Genomic DNA, 12,808 nt, shown 5'->3' on the forward strand with positions numbered 1-12,808 from the left:
GTGGGGCATGCATAACGAGAGCCCGCTGCAGACCTGTAGAGCCGAGCCATGCTCGGCGGATGAGAAGCAGCCGACCAGCGGTCGGCTCTACCAGGGCGGAAGCATCGAGCAGCAGCGCCAGCGTGCGAAGCGCACGGCGGTGTGGGTCGGCGCCATCGCTGTGCTGGTCTACGTCGGCTTCATCCTCAGCGGGGTGATCGGCCGATGAGCGAGGCACCGGCCAGCACACCGTCACGCAGTGCCGGGCTGCCGCGCCTGATCGGCGTGGCGGTGGCGGTGTTCCTGCTGACGTTCTCGCTGGTGCCGCTGTACCGCATCGCCTGCGAGAAGGTGTTCGGCGTGCGCCTGGAACGCGGTCCCGGTGGCGAAGCCAGCGCAGGTGCCGCGGCCGGCAAGCGCACCGTGCGGGTGGAGTTCGATGGCGGCGTCAATTCGCGACTGCCGTGGTCGTTCCATCCTGAGCAGCTGACCATGGACGTGGTGCCCGGCGAGCTCAACGAGGCGCTGTACTTCGCCCGCAACGACAGCGCAGCTGCCGTGGTCGGCAGCGCGGTGCCTTCGGTGGCACCGGCGCGTGCGTCGGGCTTCTTCAGCAAGACCGAGTGCTTCTGTTTCACCGCGCAGACGCTGCAGGCCGGCGAGAAGCGCGACATGCCGGTGCGCTTCATCGTCGATCCGGACCTGCCGCCGGAGATCAGGACGATCACCTTGTCCTACACCTTCTACCGCAACGACGCGCTGTCCGATCGGCTGGCTCCGGCCGCCACCTCGGACGGCGCGCACGCCGCACCCTGACCCGGATACCGACATGGCCCAGACACCGACCGACGCCAACGTGTACTTCGTCCCGGCCCAGAGCAAATGGCCGTTCGTGGGTTCCATCGCCATGATGGTGACCATGGTGGGCGTGGCCAGCTGGCTCAACGATGCCAGCTGGGGACGCTGGACGTTCTACATCGGCATCGCGATGCTGGTGCTGACCCTGTTCTGGTGGTTCAGCGACGTGGTGCGCGAATCGCAGGCCGGCAACTACAACCACCAGGTCGACGGATCATTCCGGATGGGGATGATCTGGTTCATCTTCTCCGAGGTGATGTTCTTCGGCGCGTTCTTCGGCGCGCTGTTCTACACCCGCAACCTGGGCCTGTCGTGGCTCAGTGGCGAAGGCCGTGGGGTCATGACCAACGAGCTGCTCTGGCAGGGCTATTCCGCCGGATGGCCGACCAATGGCCCGGCGGCGATCGGTGGCGCGTTCCAGACCATCCCGGCCTGGGGCCTGCCACTGATCAATACGTTGATCCTGTTGACCTCCGGCGTGACCCTGACCATCGCCCACCACGCACTGAAGGCCGGCAACCGCCGCCAGCTGCTGATCTGGCTGGGCCTGACCGTGGTGCTCGGCCTGGGCTTCCTGACCCTGCAGGCAGAGGAGTACATCCATGCCTACAAGGAACTGAACCTGACGCTCGGCTCCGGCATCTACGGGTCGACGTTCTTCATGCTGACCGGCTTCCACGGCGCGCACGTGCTGCTGGGCACGATCATGCTGATCGTGATGTGGCTGCGTTCGGCCAAGGGACACTTCACCCGCGACAACCATTTCGGTTTCGAAGCCGCCGCGTGGTACTGGCACTTCGTCGACGTGGTGTGGCTGATGCTGTTCCTGTTCGTCTACGTGCTTTGATCAGGCGCGCATCGGTGGTCTCAGCCGCCGATGCCGTGTGGTTTGATCCAGCCCATGTAGATGCTCACGATCACCAGCAGGATCAACGCTACCGACACCGCGATGCGGCGCGTCAGTGCATTGACCGTGCGCTTGGTCTGGCCGCGGTCGACCAGCAGGTAGTACAGGCCGGCGCCCAGATTCCAGACGATGACGATCAGAAACGCGATTACCAGCAGGGTCTTCAGCGAATCACTCATGCGCGGCTCGAGGGCAGGGTGGATGTGCCTATCTGACCGCGTTTGCGCGGACTTGTCATGATGCGCCAGCACACGCGCGTGTTCGGATGGTTGCTGGCCGTGCTGGCGATGGCCGGATTCACCGCATTGGGGCTGTGGCAGCTGCAGCGCATGCATGCCAAACAGGCAATGTTGGATGCACAGGGTCCAGCCGTGGCTCAGACGCTGTCGCTGGCCCAGGCGCTGGCCGCACCGGGCGCGTTGCATGGCGTGGCCGACCATGGCCGCTTCCTGCCCGGCGTGGTGCTGCTGGACAACCAGATCCGGCATGGCCGCGCCGGCGTGAAGATCTATCGCCCCTTCCGCAGTGACGACGGCAGCGTGCTGCTGGTCGACCTCGGTTGGCGTGCGCTGCCGCCAGATCGCACGCTTCCGGAGGTGCCGTCGCCGCCTTCGCCGGTGGCCGTGCGCGGGCTGCTCGCGCCGCCACCGTCGGCGGGACTGCTACTGGGCCCGGCGTTCTCTGCTACCGGTGAGGCCGGGCGCTGGCTGGCCAGCCGGTTGCCGGACGACGGGCTGGCGCGCGCGCTGGGGCTGCAGGCGCTACCCGACCGCGTGCTGAGGCTGGACCCGGCGCTGCCCTTTGGCGACGAGCGCGATCTGGACCTGCTGCCGAACACGCTGCCGCCTCAGCGCCACCTGGGCTATGCCGTGCAGTGGTTAGGGCTGGCCCTGACCGTGCTGGTGGTGGCCGTGGTGCTGGAGCGGCGGCGGAGGCGCGTGATTACCCGGTAGTGCCGGCCGCTGGCCGGCAACCCCCGCAATCCTGGATGCCGGCCAGCGGCCGGCACTACCGGCATCCCCTATCCAACCATGAGAAAATGCCCCGCATGAACACTGCTACGTCCCCGCAGGCGCGCGGTTCCGGCCGCCGGACCCTGGTGCTGCTGTTTGCCGTGTTCTTCGGGGCGATGGCACTGGCCGCCGTGCTGCGCTTCTCCGGCTGGCAGCCGACCGGGCACCGCAATGCCGGCCAGCTGCTGAAGCCGCCGGTGGACCTGCGCCAGCAGGCGCCGACCCTGGCCAGCGGCCAGTCCTACCCCTGGAACCCCGAGGCCCGTACCTGGCGCCTGCTGGTGGCGCCGGCCGGTGCCTGCGACGCGCAGTGCGTCACTTTGTCGCAGGGACTGGGCAAGGTGTGGCAGCTGTTCGGCCATAACGCCGATAATGTCGAGATCCTGTGGCTGGGTACGCCACCGGCGTCGATCGCCTCGCTGCCCGCGCTGCGGCCGCTGGCTCCGTCGCCAGCCCTGCGCGCGGCGTTGCCGGGCGTCGACGATCCGGCGGGACTGCCGGTCTACGTGATCGATCCGAACGGCTTCGTGATCATGCGCCATGCCCCGGGTTCCGACCTCGGTGGCCTGCGCAAGGACATGGCCACGTTGCTGAAACTGAAGTGAGTCCCGTTTGATGAGCCTTTCCGCGCGTCCGGCGCTGCACCGCAATTTCCACCGCCTGGCGTGGTTCGCCATGATCATGACCGCGAGCACGATCATGTTCGGCGCCTTCGTGCGCCTGTCCGATGCCGGCCTGAGCTGCCCGGACTGGCCGACCTGCTATGGCCAGGCCACTTGGCCGCAGCACGTGGAAGAGACCATCGGCCACCCGGCGGCGGAGATCCGCCCGCTGGAGACCCACAAGGCCTGGCGAGAACAGGTGCATCGCTTCCTGGCCGGCGCGCTGGGCATCGAGATCCTGACCCTGGCGCTGCTGGCCACGCGCAAGCGACGATTCGGAAGCACGGCGGTGGTGACCGCCTGCGTGCTGGTGGCCGCCGGCATACCGCTGTACATGATGGGCTGGCACGGCACCGCCAGTGCCCTGGCCTTGACCGGCGAGGCGATCCTGCTGATCGCCGCGCTGCGCTGGAGCAACATCGATCTCGCACGTGCGGCGCTGCTGACCTTGGCGGTGGTGATCTTCCAGGCCCTGCTGGGCATGTGGACGGTGACCCTGCTGCTCAAACCCATCGTGGTGATGGGCCATCTGCTGGGCGGCATGCTGATGTTCGGCCTGCTGGTGTGGATGGCCTGGCGCGCGACGCACATGCCGATCACCCTGGCTGAAGCGCCGAAGCTGAAGTGGCTGATGCGCATCGGCGTGGCGGTGCTGGTTACCCAGATCGCGCTGGGTGGTTGGGTCAGCGCCAACTACGCCGCACTCGCCTGCGGCGGTGGCAGCGCCTCGCTGGACAACTTCCCGCGCTGCGCCAACCAGTGGTGGCCGCAGCACAACTTCGTCGAAGGCTTCACCCTGTGGCGCGGCATCGGCGTGGATTACGAAGGCGGTGTGCTGGATGGCGCTTCGCGCATCGCCATCCAGATGGCGCACCGCCTGTTCGCGGTGGTGGTGGCCGTCTACCTGCTGTGGCTTGGCGTGCGCCTGTTCCGGTTGCCGAGCATGCGTGGCTGGGCCAGCGCGCTGATCGCGCTGCTGGTGCTGCAGGTCACGCTCGGCATCCTCAACGTGAAGCTGGCGCTGCCGCTGGAAGTGGCCGTGGCCCACAACGGCGTGGCCGTTGCCCTGTTGTTCGTACTGGTCAGCCTGCTGGCCCGCCTGCGTGCCCCGGACTGATTCCATGTTTTCCAATTACCGCCAGTACTGGGACCTGACCAAGCCCAAGGTCGTCGCCCTGATCGTCTTCACCGCCCTGGTCGGCATGGTCCTGGCCATCCCCGGCGTGCCGAGCTGGGAGCAGGTGCGCGCCGGCCTGCTCGGCTTCCTCGGCATCTGGCTGGCGGCCTCGGCCGCGGCCGCCATCAACCAGCTGCTGGACGCGCACATCGATGCGCAGATGGCGCGCACCTCGTGGCGCCCGCTGGTGGTGGGCAAGGTCAAGCCGTGGCAGGTGCTGGTGTTCGCCGGCGTGCTGATCGTGCTGTCGATGACCCTCCTGGTGCTGTGGGTGAACCTGATCACCGCAGTGCTGACCTTCGCCTCGCTGATCGGCTACGCGGTGATCTACACCGTGTACCTCAAGCGTGCGACCTCGCAGAACATCGTCATCGGTGGCCTGGCCGGCGCGATGCCGCCGATGCTGGGCTGGGCCGCAGTGACCGGCATGCAGGGTTCGTCGGACTGGGCGTACTCGTCGCTGCTGGTGCTGATCATCTTCATCTGGACCCCGCCGCACTTCTGGGCGCTGGCGATCTTCCGCCGCGAGGATTACGCCAAGGCGGAGATCCCGATGCTGCCGGTGACCCACGGCGTGGCGCACACCCGCAAGCAGATCATGGTGTATTCGGTGGTGCTGGCGCTGGTCTGCCTGCTGCCGTACCTGGTGGGCATGAGTGGTGCGTTCTACCTGGGCGGCGCGATCGTGCTCAACGCCGTGTTCCTCTGGTACGCCTGGCGCATGCTCGACCCGCCGGACGAGCTGTTCTCGATGAAGATGTTCTATTACTCCATCGTCTACCTGATGGCGCTGTTTGCCTTCCTGCTGGTGGACCACTGGATCCTGCCCTGGTTGTGACCTCGGGGTCGGATCCCCGAAGGGGCTCTGACCCCACCTGATCGCGCGGACATCCTCGCATGACGTGGATCACCTTGAACCGCCGTCTCGGCGTCGCCATTGCTGTTCCTGACCCCAGGGAAAGGAAGCAGCAGGGATGCATTCGTTCTTCCGTTGGACCACCGCGCTGATGCTGGCGCTGGGCATGGCCGTGACCGCGCATGCCGACGACACTACCGCGCAGATCCGCCAATACGCCGCTGGCCATCGCATGCTGGTGCTGGGCGAATTCCACGGCACACGCGAGACGCCACTGCTGGTGCGGCAGCTGGTGGACGACTACAGCCGCAATGGCGCGCCGGTCCTGCTGGCGCTGGAACTGCCACGCGCCGAGAACCCTGTGCTGCGCGACTATCTGGAATCCGATGGCGGGGCCGCGGCGCGCCAGCACCTGCACGGCCGCGCGTTCTGGACCGTACGCGACGACCAGCACGATGGTCGCCGCAGCCGCGACATGCTGGCGATGATCGAAGGCCTGCGCGCGCTGAAGGCGCAGGGCCGCGCGATCGAGGTGGTTGGCTACGACGTCAATCACAGTAACGGCGGTAGCCAGGCCCGCGATGACCGCATGGCCGCCGAACTACGGCGCCTGTACCAGCGCCTGCCCGATGGTGCACGGATGGTTGTGCTGACCGGCAATGTCCACGCCATGCTGCAGCGCCCCGCCGATGCTCCGCCGGAAATGCAGACCCAGCCGATGGCATCGGTACTGCGCGACCTGGATATCTACAGCGTGCGGCTGGAAGCGTTGCGCGGCCACTTCTGGGGATGCATGGACCGCTGCAAGGCGCTGGCGCTGCTCGAACGGCCCGCGCGTGCGCCGGAGGTCAACACCCACGCCGGCCGCGAGTACGACCTGTGGGTGTGGATGCCGCAGCTGAGCGTGGGCACGCTGGTGGAGCCGTGAATCCACGCATGGCGTGGATCTGCTGTAGATCCACGCCACGCGTGGATGGATTTCCGGGTCAGGGCTTGCGCCGCGCATACCGCTGCGCGATCACACCGCAGACGATCAGCTGGATCTGGTGGTAGATCATCACCGGCAGCACGATGGCGCCCAGGCTGCCGCCGGCGAACAGCACCTTGGCGATCGGCACGCCGGTGGCCAGGCTCTTCTTCGAGCCGCAGAACACGATGGCGATCTCGTCCTCGCGGTTGAAGCGCAGGCGACGGGCGATGAAGGTGATCAGCGGCATGGCGATGCCCAGCAGCACAGCGGCCACGATGGCCACAGCCAGCAGCGACAGCAGCGGGGTCTTGCTCCACAGGCCTTCGGTCACCGCTTCGCCGAACGCCGAGTACACCACCAGCAGGATGGTGGCCTGGTCGGTGTAGCGCAGCAGCGCGCGCTGTCGTTCCACCCAGCCGGCAATCCACGGCCGCAGCAGGTGGCCGGCCACGAACGGCACCAGCAGCTGCAGCATGATGCCGCCGATCGCATGCAGCGGATCATGGATGCCGCCCGAGGTGCCGGCCAGCGCGGTCAGCAGCAGCGGGGTCAGGAACACGCCGAGGATGCTCGACAGCGAGGCGCTGCACACCGCTGCGGGCACGTTGCCATGCGCCATCGAAGTGAACGCGATGGACGACTGCACGGTGGAGGGCAGGGTGCACAGGAACAGCACGCCGAGGTACAGCTCCGGGGTCAGCAGCCAGCCCGACAGTGGCTTGAACATCAGCCCCAGCAGCGGGAACAGGATGAAGGTGCAGGCCAGGATGGTCAGGTGCAGCCGCCAGTGCAGCATGCCGCCGATGATCGACTCGCGCGGCAGGCGCGCGCCATGCAGGAAGAACAGTGCAGCGATGGCGACGGTGGTGACATCGTCGAGGACGATGGCGGCGGCGCCCTTCATCGGCAGCAGCGAGGCCAGGCCGACGGTGCACAGCAGGGCGAGGGTGAAGTTGTCCGGTCGCAGGCGCGACCACCAGCGGGTCATGGTGGGCAGGGTCCTTGGTGCGGAGGGTTCAGGGCGAGGTGACCGGCGTTGCCAGGCGTTGGCGGGTGGCGGCTTCCAGCGACTTCAGGCCAGCACGCTGGCCCAGCTGAAGGGCCTGTTCGGGGCTGGCATGTTCGTACCGTGCATTGACCAGGCCGAGCACGGCGCCGGCGCGGTTGCCGGACGCACAGTGCAGCAGCACCGGCCCCTGGCTCTGCTGCAGGGCCAGGTGCACGGCGCGCACGTTGGCCGTATCCAGGCCATCGGCGCCGGCCACCGGAATGCGCACGTAGCGCAGGCCCAATGATTCGGCGAGGCGGGTTTCATCGAAGCCCCGGTCCTCGCTGGGCTGGCGCAGGTCGATCACGGTGCGCACGCCCTGTGCAGCCAAGGCCTGCAGCTGTGCGGCGCTGGGCTGGCCGCCGGCATACAGGCCGGGGCGGACTTCGTTGAGGGGCGCGTCTTCGGCCAGGGCCGTCAGTGACAGGCAGAGCGACAACAACAGCAGGCAGGTCAGGCGCAGCAGCATGGTCTTCTCCGTGAAAACGTTCTGCCGCTACAGGCGCAGTCCGGCGCGCGCCTTCAGCAGCTCGCGCAGTTCGTACTTGTCAGTATCGTCCAGGCCCTGCTGGCGCTGCTTTGCCAACAACTCCTCCAGACGTTGCACCAGCAGCTGTTTCTCCAGCTGTGCCACTGCGTCGTGCAGTTCCTGGGTCCAGCTGGCCTCGGTGCCGGGCAGCGTCTGTGCGGCCAGGGTATGCAGCGAGGCCTGTTCCTCGCGCCCGTCGAAGTGTTCCAGCAGGGCGCCGGTACTGATGTCCGGGCGCTGTTCGACCAGCCCCAGCAGCTCCAGCAGCAGTTCCACGCCGGGCAGGCGCAGGCCCTGGAAGTGGTGCTTGCCGCCCAGCGTCAGCGCCAGCGACGGCTGCTGCAGCAGTACGGCGATCGCGCCGCGCACCAGGCTGCGCTTGGCCACGGGCTGGATCGTCCGCTGCGGCTGGCGTTGCGGCATCGGCGCGCGCGTGGCCTGGGCAGTACCGCCCAGGCCGGTCAGCTGCGCCAGCTGCTGCTTCATCAGGTCGCCAAAGGCGCCGTCGGGAATCTGCGCCAGCATCGGCTTGGCGCGTTCGGCCAGGCGTGCCTTGCCATCGAGCGTGCCCAGGTTGATCTCGCGGGTCAGTTCGTCGAAGAAGAACTGCGACAGCGGCGTGGCCTGCTTCAGGCGCTCGTTGAACGCTTCGGCGCCTTCCTTGCGCACGATGGTGTCCGGGTCTTCGCCATCGGGCAGGAACAGGAAGAAGGCCTGGCGGCCATCCTTCATGCGCGGCAGCACCGATTCCAGCGCCTTCCAGCCGGCGCGGCGGCCGGCGGCGTCGCCGTCGAAGCAGAAGAACACGTCCGGTGCGTTGCGGAACAGCAGCTCGGCATGGTCCGGCGTGGTCGCGGTACCCAGCGTTGCCACCGCCTGGGTGACGCCGAACTGGAACAGCGAGACCACGTCCATGTAGCCCTCGACCACGATCAGCCGCTCGATCTTCTGGTTGGCCTGGCGCACCTGCCACAGGCCGTACAGTTCGCGGCCCTTGTGGAACAGCGCGGTCTCGGGCGAGTTGAGGTACTTGGGGCCGTCGTCCTTCTCGAACACGCGGCCGCCGAAGGCGATCACCCGGCCACGGCGGTCGAAGATCGGGAACATCACCCGGTCGCGGAACTTGTCGTAGACGTGGCCGCGGTCGTTCTTCGAGAACAGGCCGGCGCGGTCGAGCAGCTTCATGCGCCGCTCGTCCTTGCCCAGCGCGTCGCGCAGGCCGCTGTAGCCATCCGGTGCGTAACCGATCTGGAAGCGTGCGCGGTTCTCTTCGTCCACGCCACGCCCATCCAGGTAGCTGCGGGCCTTCTCGCTGCCCTCCAGGTTCTTCTGGAAGAACTTGGTCGCCGCGTCCAGCGCCGAGTACAGCTCGCGGCTGTCGTCCTGCTGCTGCGGGCTGCGCGGATTCTCGTTGCGCGGCACTTCCATGCCGGCGCGCTTGGCCAGTTCATCCACCGCGTCGAGGAACTCGAGGCGGTCGTAGTTCATCAGGAAGCTGATCGCGGTGCCGTGCGCGCCACAGCCGAAGCAGTGATAGAACTGCTTGGTGGGCGAGACCGTGAACGACGCCGATCGCTCGTCATGGAACGGGCAGCGGGCGGCGTACTCCTTGCCCTGGCGCTTCAACGGCACGCGGCTGCCCACCACCTCGACGATGTCGGTGCGGGCGAGCAGGTCGTCGATGAAAGCGTCGGGGATACGGGCCATGGGCAACAGGGCAGGGCGCGGTGCAGGACCACGCGACGGAACCGGGGGCGGTCGGCCTAGTTTACCCCCTGTCGGGCACCTGGCTGGCGGTTGCCGGATCAATGCCGGCTGCGGCCAGGTGATGACGCGCGCGCAGGCGCTCATCGATCACCGCCGTCATCAATGCGCCAACGAAGAACACGACGGTGGCGTAGTAGATCCAGACCAGCGAGATCACCAGCGCACCCATCGAGCCGTAGGCACTGCCGGGGGCCACGGTGGCGATGTAGACGCCGATGCCGTAGCGGCCCAGTGCGAACAGTGCCGAGGTGATGACGCCGCCGATGAAGGCCTGCCGCCAGGCCACGCGGCGGTCGGGCAGGTAGTGGTACATGAAGGCGAAGCCGACTGCGTAAAGCAGCAGGCTCGTGACGTACCCCAGCGCGGGCAGGATCGAGGGCAGCTGGGCGAAGGCCACCTGCAGTACCGTGGTGGCCGTCATCGACAGGATCAGCAGGAAGCCCAGGGCCAGCACCACGCCGAACGAGAACACGCGCTTGCGCAGCCAGGCCTTGAGGCCTTCCAGGCGCTCGCCGCTGGTGCGGAAGATCAGGTTCAGTGCGTTCTGCAGTTGGGCGAACACGGCGGTGGCGCCGACGAACAGCAGCAGCGTGCTCCACACACCCGCCAGCGAGCCGACATCCGGCTGGTTGTCGGCGTTCTTCAGAACGGTTTCGGCCACGGTAGCCGCGCTGCTGCCGGCCACCGAGCTGATCTGGTCGATCAGCGCCTGCTGGGCCGGTGGGTACAGCGAGGCGGTCAGCCACAGCAGCAGCACCAGCAACGGTGCCATCGACAGCAGGGCGTAGAAGGAGACGGAAGCTGCCTGGGTCAGCACGTCGACGTCGATGAAGCGCTTGGCCACCGCCATCGGAAAGCTGTCCTGCAGGCGCTTGAGGTACTTGTGCAGGGACACGGGAACGTTGGGCTCGGGTTCAACCATGTGTGCGGTTGTAGCAGGCGACCGACGAAGGTGCGGTGAAGCGGGTGCATCAATGGGGTCAGAGCCCTTCCGCGCTGCGGAAGGGATCCGACCCCAGGTGCTGGATTACGCCAGCAGCTGCTTGACCAGCTTGGAGACCAGGCCCATGTCGGCCTGGCCGGCGAGCTTGGGCTTCAGCGCGCCCATCAGCTTGCCCATGTCGGCCGGGCCGGCGGCACCGGTCTCGGCGATGGCGGCCTGGATGGCGGCCACAATCTCGGCCTCGCCCATCTTGGCCGGCAGGTAGGCTTCGATGACCACGATCTCGGCGCGCTCGATCTCGGCCAGGTCTTCGCGGTTGGCGGCTTCGTACTGGCTGACCGAGTCCTTGCGCTGCTTGACCATCTTGTCGAGCACGGCGATCACGGCGGTGTCGTCCAGCTCGATGCGCTCGTCCACTTCGCGCTGCTTGATGGCAGCGTTGATCAGGCGGATCACGCCCAGCTTGTGCTTCTCGCCCGCCTTCATGGCGGCCTTCATGTCTTCGGTGAGCTGCTGCTTCATGCTCATGAGGAACCTCGTGGTGGTAGGTGGGGCGGGGCGGATGCCCGAACCCGGAAACGCAAAAAGCCGGCGACGCTCGCGCGTGCCGGCTTCGGCTCCATCGCGACAGGCAGGCCCGCCGCAATGAAGATGCGTCCGATCAGTACAGGCGCTGACGCTTGGTGACGTCGCGCGACGAGCGGCGCAGCTGACGCTTCACAGCAGCGGCGGCCTTGCGCTTGCGCTCCTGGGTCGGCTTTTCGTAGAACTCGCGCTTGCGGGTTTCGGCCAGCACACCGGCCTTTTCGCAAGTGCGCTTGAAGCGGCGAAGAGCAAACTCGAAGGGCTCGTTCTCGCGGACTTTGACGCTGGGCATGGAATCTCCGGGACACAGTAGAACCGGGTCACGCCCGGCGAGCCGCACATTATAGCGGCGAAACGACAAACTGCAAGCGGCCAACCCTGAATACGGGCCGGGGGTTCGAAAGCAGTGAGATCTGCACGTCCCCCGAGGGGGCGGCAGGGGCGTCATAATAGCAGGCATGCGAGTCCTTGGCATCGAATCTTCCTGTGATGAGACCGGCGTGGCGGTGTATGACACCGACCTGGCCGGCAGCGCGGCCCTGCGCGCCCATGCGGTCTACAGCCAGATCGCCCTGCACGCCGAATACGGTGGTGTGGTGCCCGAGCTGGCCAGCCGCGACCATGTCCGCAAGCTGCTGCCACTGGTACGCCAGACCCTGGCCGACGCCGGCCTGGGCGTGGGCGATATCGATGGCGTGGCCTACACCGCCGGTCCCGGCCTGGTCGGCGCGCTGCTGGTGGGCGCTGGCGTGGCGCGTTCGCTGGCCTGGGCGCTGGAGGTGCCGGCCGTGGGCGTACACCATATGGAAGGCCACCTGCTGGCCCCGCTGATGGAAGACGACCCGCCGGAAGCGCCGTTCGTGGCGCTGCTGGTGTCCGGTGGCCACACCCAGCTGGTGGCGGTGGACGCCATCGGCCAGTACCGCCTGCTGGGCGAGACCCTGGACGACGCGGCCGGCGAGGCCTTCGACAAGACCGCCAAGCTGATGGGCCTGCCGTACCCGGGCGGCCCGCAGCTGGCCAGGCTGGCCGAGCAGGGCACGCCGGGCGCGTACCGCTTCGCGCGGCCGATGACCGACCGCCCGGGGCTGGATTTCAGCTTCTCCGGCCTGAAGACCCAGGTCCTGATGGCCTGGCGCGACAGTGACCAGAGCGAGCAGACCCGCGCCGACATCGCCCGGGGCTTTGAGGACGCGGTGGTCGAGACCCTGTCGATCAAGTGCGAGCGCGCACTGGAAGCGGCCGGCACCAACGTGATCGTGGTGGCCGGCGGCGTCGGCGCCAACACGCGCCTGCGCGCCCGCCTGCAGCAGATGGCCGAGCGCCTCGGCGGCCGTGCCTGCTTCCCGCGGCCGGCACTGTGCACCGACAACGGGGCGATGATCGCCTTCGCCGGCGCGCTGCGCCTGCAGGCCGGCCAGTACAGCCCGCCGAAAGTGGATGTGACCCCGCGCTGGGACATGGCGACCCTGCCGGCGGTGTGAACCGGTAGCGTCGGGCGACGGCCGGCGGAC

Annotated in this window: 16 protein-coding genes; 9 read left to right on the forward strand and 7 right to left on the reverse strand. The window is 67.6% G+C overall.

Translation table 11 applies throughout. The features are described 5' to 3' along the window. The first annotated feature begins 7 nt into the window (after positions 1 to 7). From ACT6SE_RS00660 to ACT6SE_RS00670, 3 genes are read left to right on the forward strand one after another with little or no spacing between them, the layout of a single operon-like run. Complete coding sequence (locus ACT6SE_RS00660; RefSeq protein WP_032957755.1) at positions 8 to 208, forward strand: hypothetical protein; 201 nt, start codon at positions 8 to 10, stop codon at positions 206 to 208. Next, entirely contained in the window at positions 205 to 795 is a 591-nt protein-coding gene (locus ACT6SE_RS00665) for a cytochrome c oxidase assembly protein (RefSeq protein WP_014645692.1), read from the forward strand. Before ACT6SE_RS00660 ends, ACT6SE_RS00665 begins: the two co-directional genes overlap by 4 nt. A 13-nt stretch (positions 796 to 808) precedes the next feature. Further along, positions 809 to 1,684: a cytochrome c oxidase subunit 3 gene (locus ACT6SE_RS00670; RefSeq protein WP_005407793.1), complete on the forward strand. Its 876-nt coding sequence runs from the start codon at positions 809 to 811 to the stop codon at positions 1,682 to 1,684. A 20-nt stretch (positions 1,685 to 1,704) separates the two neighbouring features. Here ACT6SE_RS00670 and ACT6SE_RS00675 read toward each other — a convergent pair whose 3' ends face one another. Further along, complete coding sequence (locus tag ACT6SE_RS00675) at positions 1,705 to 1,923, reverse strand: twin transmembrane helix small protein (protein ID WP_005412025.1); 219 nt, start codon at positions 1,921 to 1,923, stop codon at positions 1,705 to 1,707. A gap of 57 nt (positions 1,924 to 1,980) precedes the next feature. On the opposite strand from ACT6SE_RS00675, the gene ACT6SE_RS00680 reads away from it, so the two are divergent. From ACT6SE_RS00680 to ACT6SE_RS00700, 5 genes are all read left to right on the forward strand, one after another. Continuing rightward, positions 1,981 to 2,697, forward strand: a complete 717-nt coding sequence (locus ACT6SE_RS00680; protein ID WP_046428210.1) for an SURF1 family protein — start codon at positions 1,981 to 1,983, stop codon at positions 2,695 to 2,697. Positions 2,698 to 2,792: 95 nt separating this feature from the next. Next, positions 2,793 to 3,362: a hypothetical protein gene (locus tag ACT6SE_RS00685; protein WP_046428212.1), complete on the forward strand. Its 570-nt coding sequence runs from the start codon at positions 2,793 to 2,795 to the stop codon at positions 3,360 to 3,362. 10 nt (positions 3,363 to 3,372) lie between these two features. Further along, positions 3,373 to 4,536: a COX15/CtaA family protein gene (locus tag ACT6SE_RS00690; protein ID WP_041863006.1), complete on the forward strand. Its 1,164-nt coding sequence runs from the start codon at positions 3,373 to 3,375 to the stop codon at positions 4,534 to 4,536. A gap of 4 nt (positions 4,537 to 4,540) precedes the next feature. Next, positions 4,541 to 5,434: a heme o synthase gene (cyoE, locus tag ACT6SE_RS00695; protein WP_046428214.1), complete on the forward strand. Its 894-nt coding sequence runs from the start codon at positions 4,541 to 4,543 to the stop codon at positions 5,432 to 5,434. Positions 5,435 to 5,570: 136 nt separating this feature from the next. Next, positions 5,571 to 6,380 (forward strand): hypothetical protein, encoded by an 810-nt coding sequence (locus ACT6SE_RS00700; RefSeq protein ID WP_014645698.1) that lies wholly within the window; start codon positions 5,571 to 5,573, stop codon positions 6,378 to 6,380. A 58-nt stretch (positions 6,381 to 6,438) separates the two neighbouring features. Here ACT6SE_RS00700 and ACT6SE_RS00705 read toward each other — a convergent pair whose 3' ends face one another. From ACT6SE_RS00705 to rpsU, 6 genes are all read right to left on the reverse strand, one after another. After that, on the reverse strand, positions 6,439 to 7,410 hold the full coding sequence (locus ACT6SE_RS00705; protein WP_032957769.1) for a bile acid:sodium symporter family protein: 972 nt from the start codon (positions 7,408 to 7,410) through the stop codon (positions 6,439 to 6,441). Positions 7,411 to 7,438: 28 nt separating this feature from the next. Beyond that, positions 7,439 to 7,939, reverse strand: a complete 501-nt coding sequence (locus tag ACT6SE_RS00710) for a fused DSP-PTPase phosphatase/NAD kinase-like protein (RefSeq protein ID WP_046428217.1) — start codon at positions 7,937 to 7,939, stop codon at positions 7,439 to 7,441. A 27-nt stretch (positions 7,940 to 7,966) separates the two neighbouring features. Continuing rightward, positions 7,967 to 9,706: a DNA primase gene (gene dnaG, locus ACT6SE_RS00715; RefSeq protein WP_032957772.1), complete on the reverse strand. Its 1,740-nt coding sequence runs from the start codon at positions 9,704 to 9,706 to the stop codon at positions 7,967 to 7,969. A 61-nt stretch (positions 9,707 to 9,767) separates the two neighbouring features. After that, positions 9,768 to 10,688 (reverse strand): YihY/virulence factor BrkB family protein, encoded by a 921-nt coding sequence (locus ACT6SE_RS00720; RefSeq protein ID WP_032957774.1) that lies wholly within the window; start codon positions 10,686 to 10,688, stop codon positions 9,768 to 9,770. Positions 10,689 to 10,793: 105 nt separating this feature from the next. After that, entirely contained in the window at positions 10,794 to 11,237 is a 444-nt protein-coding gene (locus ACT6SE_RS00725) for a GatB/YqeY domain-containing protein (RefSeq protein WP_014645703.1), read from the reverse strand. Between the two features lie 133 nt (positions 11,238 to 11,370). Next, positions 11,371 to 11,586, reverse strand: a complete 216-nt coding sequence (gene rpsU, locus ACT6SE_RS00730) for a 30S ribosomal protein S21 (protein WP_002808376.1) — start codon at positions 11,584 to 11,586, stop codon at positions 11,371 to 11,373. 166 nt (positions 11,587 to 11,752) lie between these two features. Between rpsU and tsaD the strand changes: the two genes are divergently transcribed. Next, a complete protein-coding gene (tsaD, locus tag ACT6SE_RS00735; RefSeq protein WP_041863011.1) occupies positions 11,753 to 12,778 on the forward strand; it encodes a tRNA (adenosine(37)-N6)-threonylcarbamoyltransferase complex transferase subunit TsaD in 1,026 nt (341 codons plus the stop codon). Positions 12,779 to 12,808 lie beyond the last annotated feature (30 nt).

The organism is Stenotrophomonas sp. LC732 (assembly GCF_052446685.1).
GTDB classification, from domain to species: Bacteria; Pseudomonadota; Gammaproteobacteria; order Xanthomonadales; family Xanthomonadaceae; genus Stenotrophomonas; species Stenotrophomonas muris.

Excerpts from the sequence above, each read along its gene's own strand:
- ACT6SE_RS00660 (WP_032957755.1), top strand. The coding sequence starts at position 8 with ATGCATAACGAGAGCCCGCTGCAGACCTGTAGAGCCGAGCCATGCTCG.
- ACT6SE_RS00665 (WP_014645692.1), top strand. The coding sequence starts at position 205 with ATGAGCGAGGCACCGGCCAGCACACCGTCACGCAGTGCCGGGCTGCCG.
- ACT6SE_RS00670 (WP_005407793.1), top strand. The coding sequence starts at position 809 with ATGGCCCAGACACCGACCGACGCCAACGTGTACTTCGTCCCGGCCCAG.
- ACT6SE_RS00675 (WP_005412025.1), bottom strand. The coding sequence starts at position 1,923 with ATGAGTGATTCGCTGAAGACCCTGCTGGTAATCGCGTTTCTGATCGTC.
- ACT6SE_RS00680 (WP_046428210.1), top strand. The coding sequence starts at position 1,981 with ATGATGCGCCAGCACACGCGCGTGTTCGGATGGTTGCTGGCCGTGCTG.
- ACT6SE_RS00685 (WP_046428212.1), top strand. The coding sequence starts at position 2,793 with ATGAACACTGCTACGTCCCCGCAGGCGCGCGGTTCCGGCCGCCGGACC.
- ACT6SE_RS00690 (WP_041863006.1), top strand. The coding sequence starts at position 3,373 with ATGAGCCTTTCCGCGCGTCCGGCGCTGCACCGCAATTTCCACCGCCTG.
- cyoE (WP_046428214.1), top strand. The coding sequence starts at position 4,541 with ATGTTTTCCAATTACCGCCAGTACTGGGACCTGACCAAGCCCAAGGTC.
- ACT6SE_RS00700 (WP_014645698.1), top strand. The coding sequence starts at position 5,571 with ATGCATTCGTTCTTCCGTTGGACCACCGCGCTGATGCTGGCGCTGGGC.
- ACT6SE_RS00705 (WP_032957769.1), bottom strand. The coding sequence starts at position 7,410 with ATGACCCGCTGGTGGTCGCGCCTGCGACCGGACAACTTCACCCTCGCC.
- ACT6SE_RS00710 (WP_046428217.1), bottom strand. The coding sequence starts at position 7,939 with ATGCTGCTGCGCCTGACCTGCCTGCTGTTGTTGTCGCTCTGCCTGTCA.
- dnaG (WP_032957772.1), bottom strand. The coding sequence starts at position 9,706 with ATGGCCCGTATCCCCGACGCTTTCATCGACGACCTGCTCGCCCGCACC.
- ACT6SE_RS00720 (WP_032957774.1), bottom strand. The coding sequence starts at position 10,688 with ATGGTTGAACCCGAGCCCAACGTTCCCGTGTCCCTGCACAAGTACCTC.
- ACT6SE_RS00725 (WP_014645703.1), bottom strand. The coding sequence starts at position 11,237 with ATGAGCATGAAGCAGCAGCTCACCGAAGACATGAAGGCCGCCATGAAG.
- rpsU (WP_002808376.1), bottom strand. The coding sequence starts at position 11,586 with ATGCCCAGCGTCAAAGTCCGCGAGAACGAGCCCTTCGAGTTTGCTCTT.
- tsaD (WP_041863011.1), top strand. The coding sequence starts at position 11,753 with ATGCGAGTCCTTGGCATCGAATCTTCCTGTGATGAGACCGGCGTGGCG.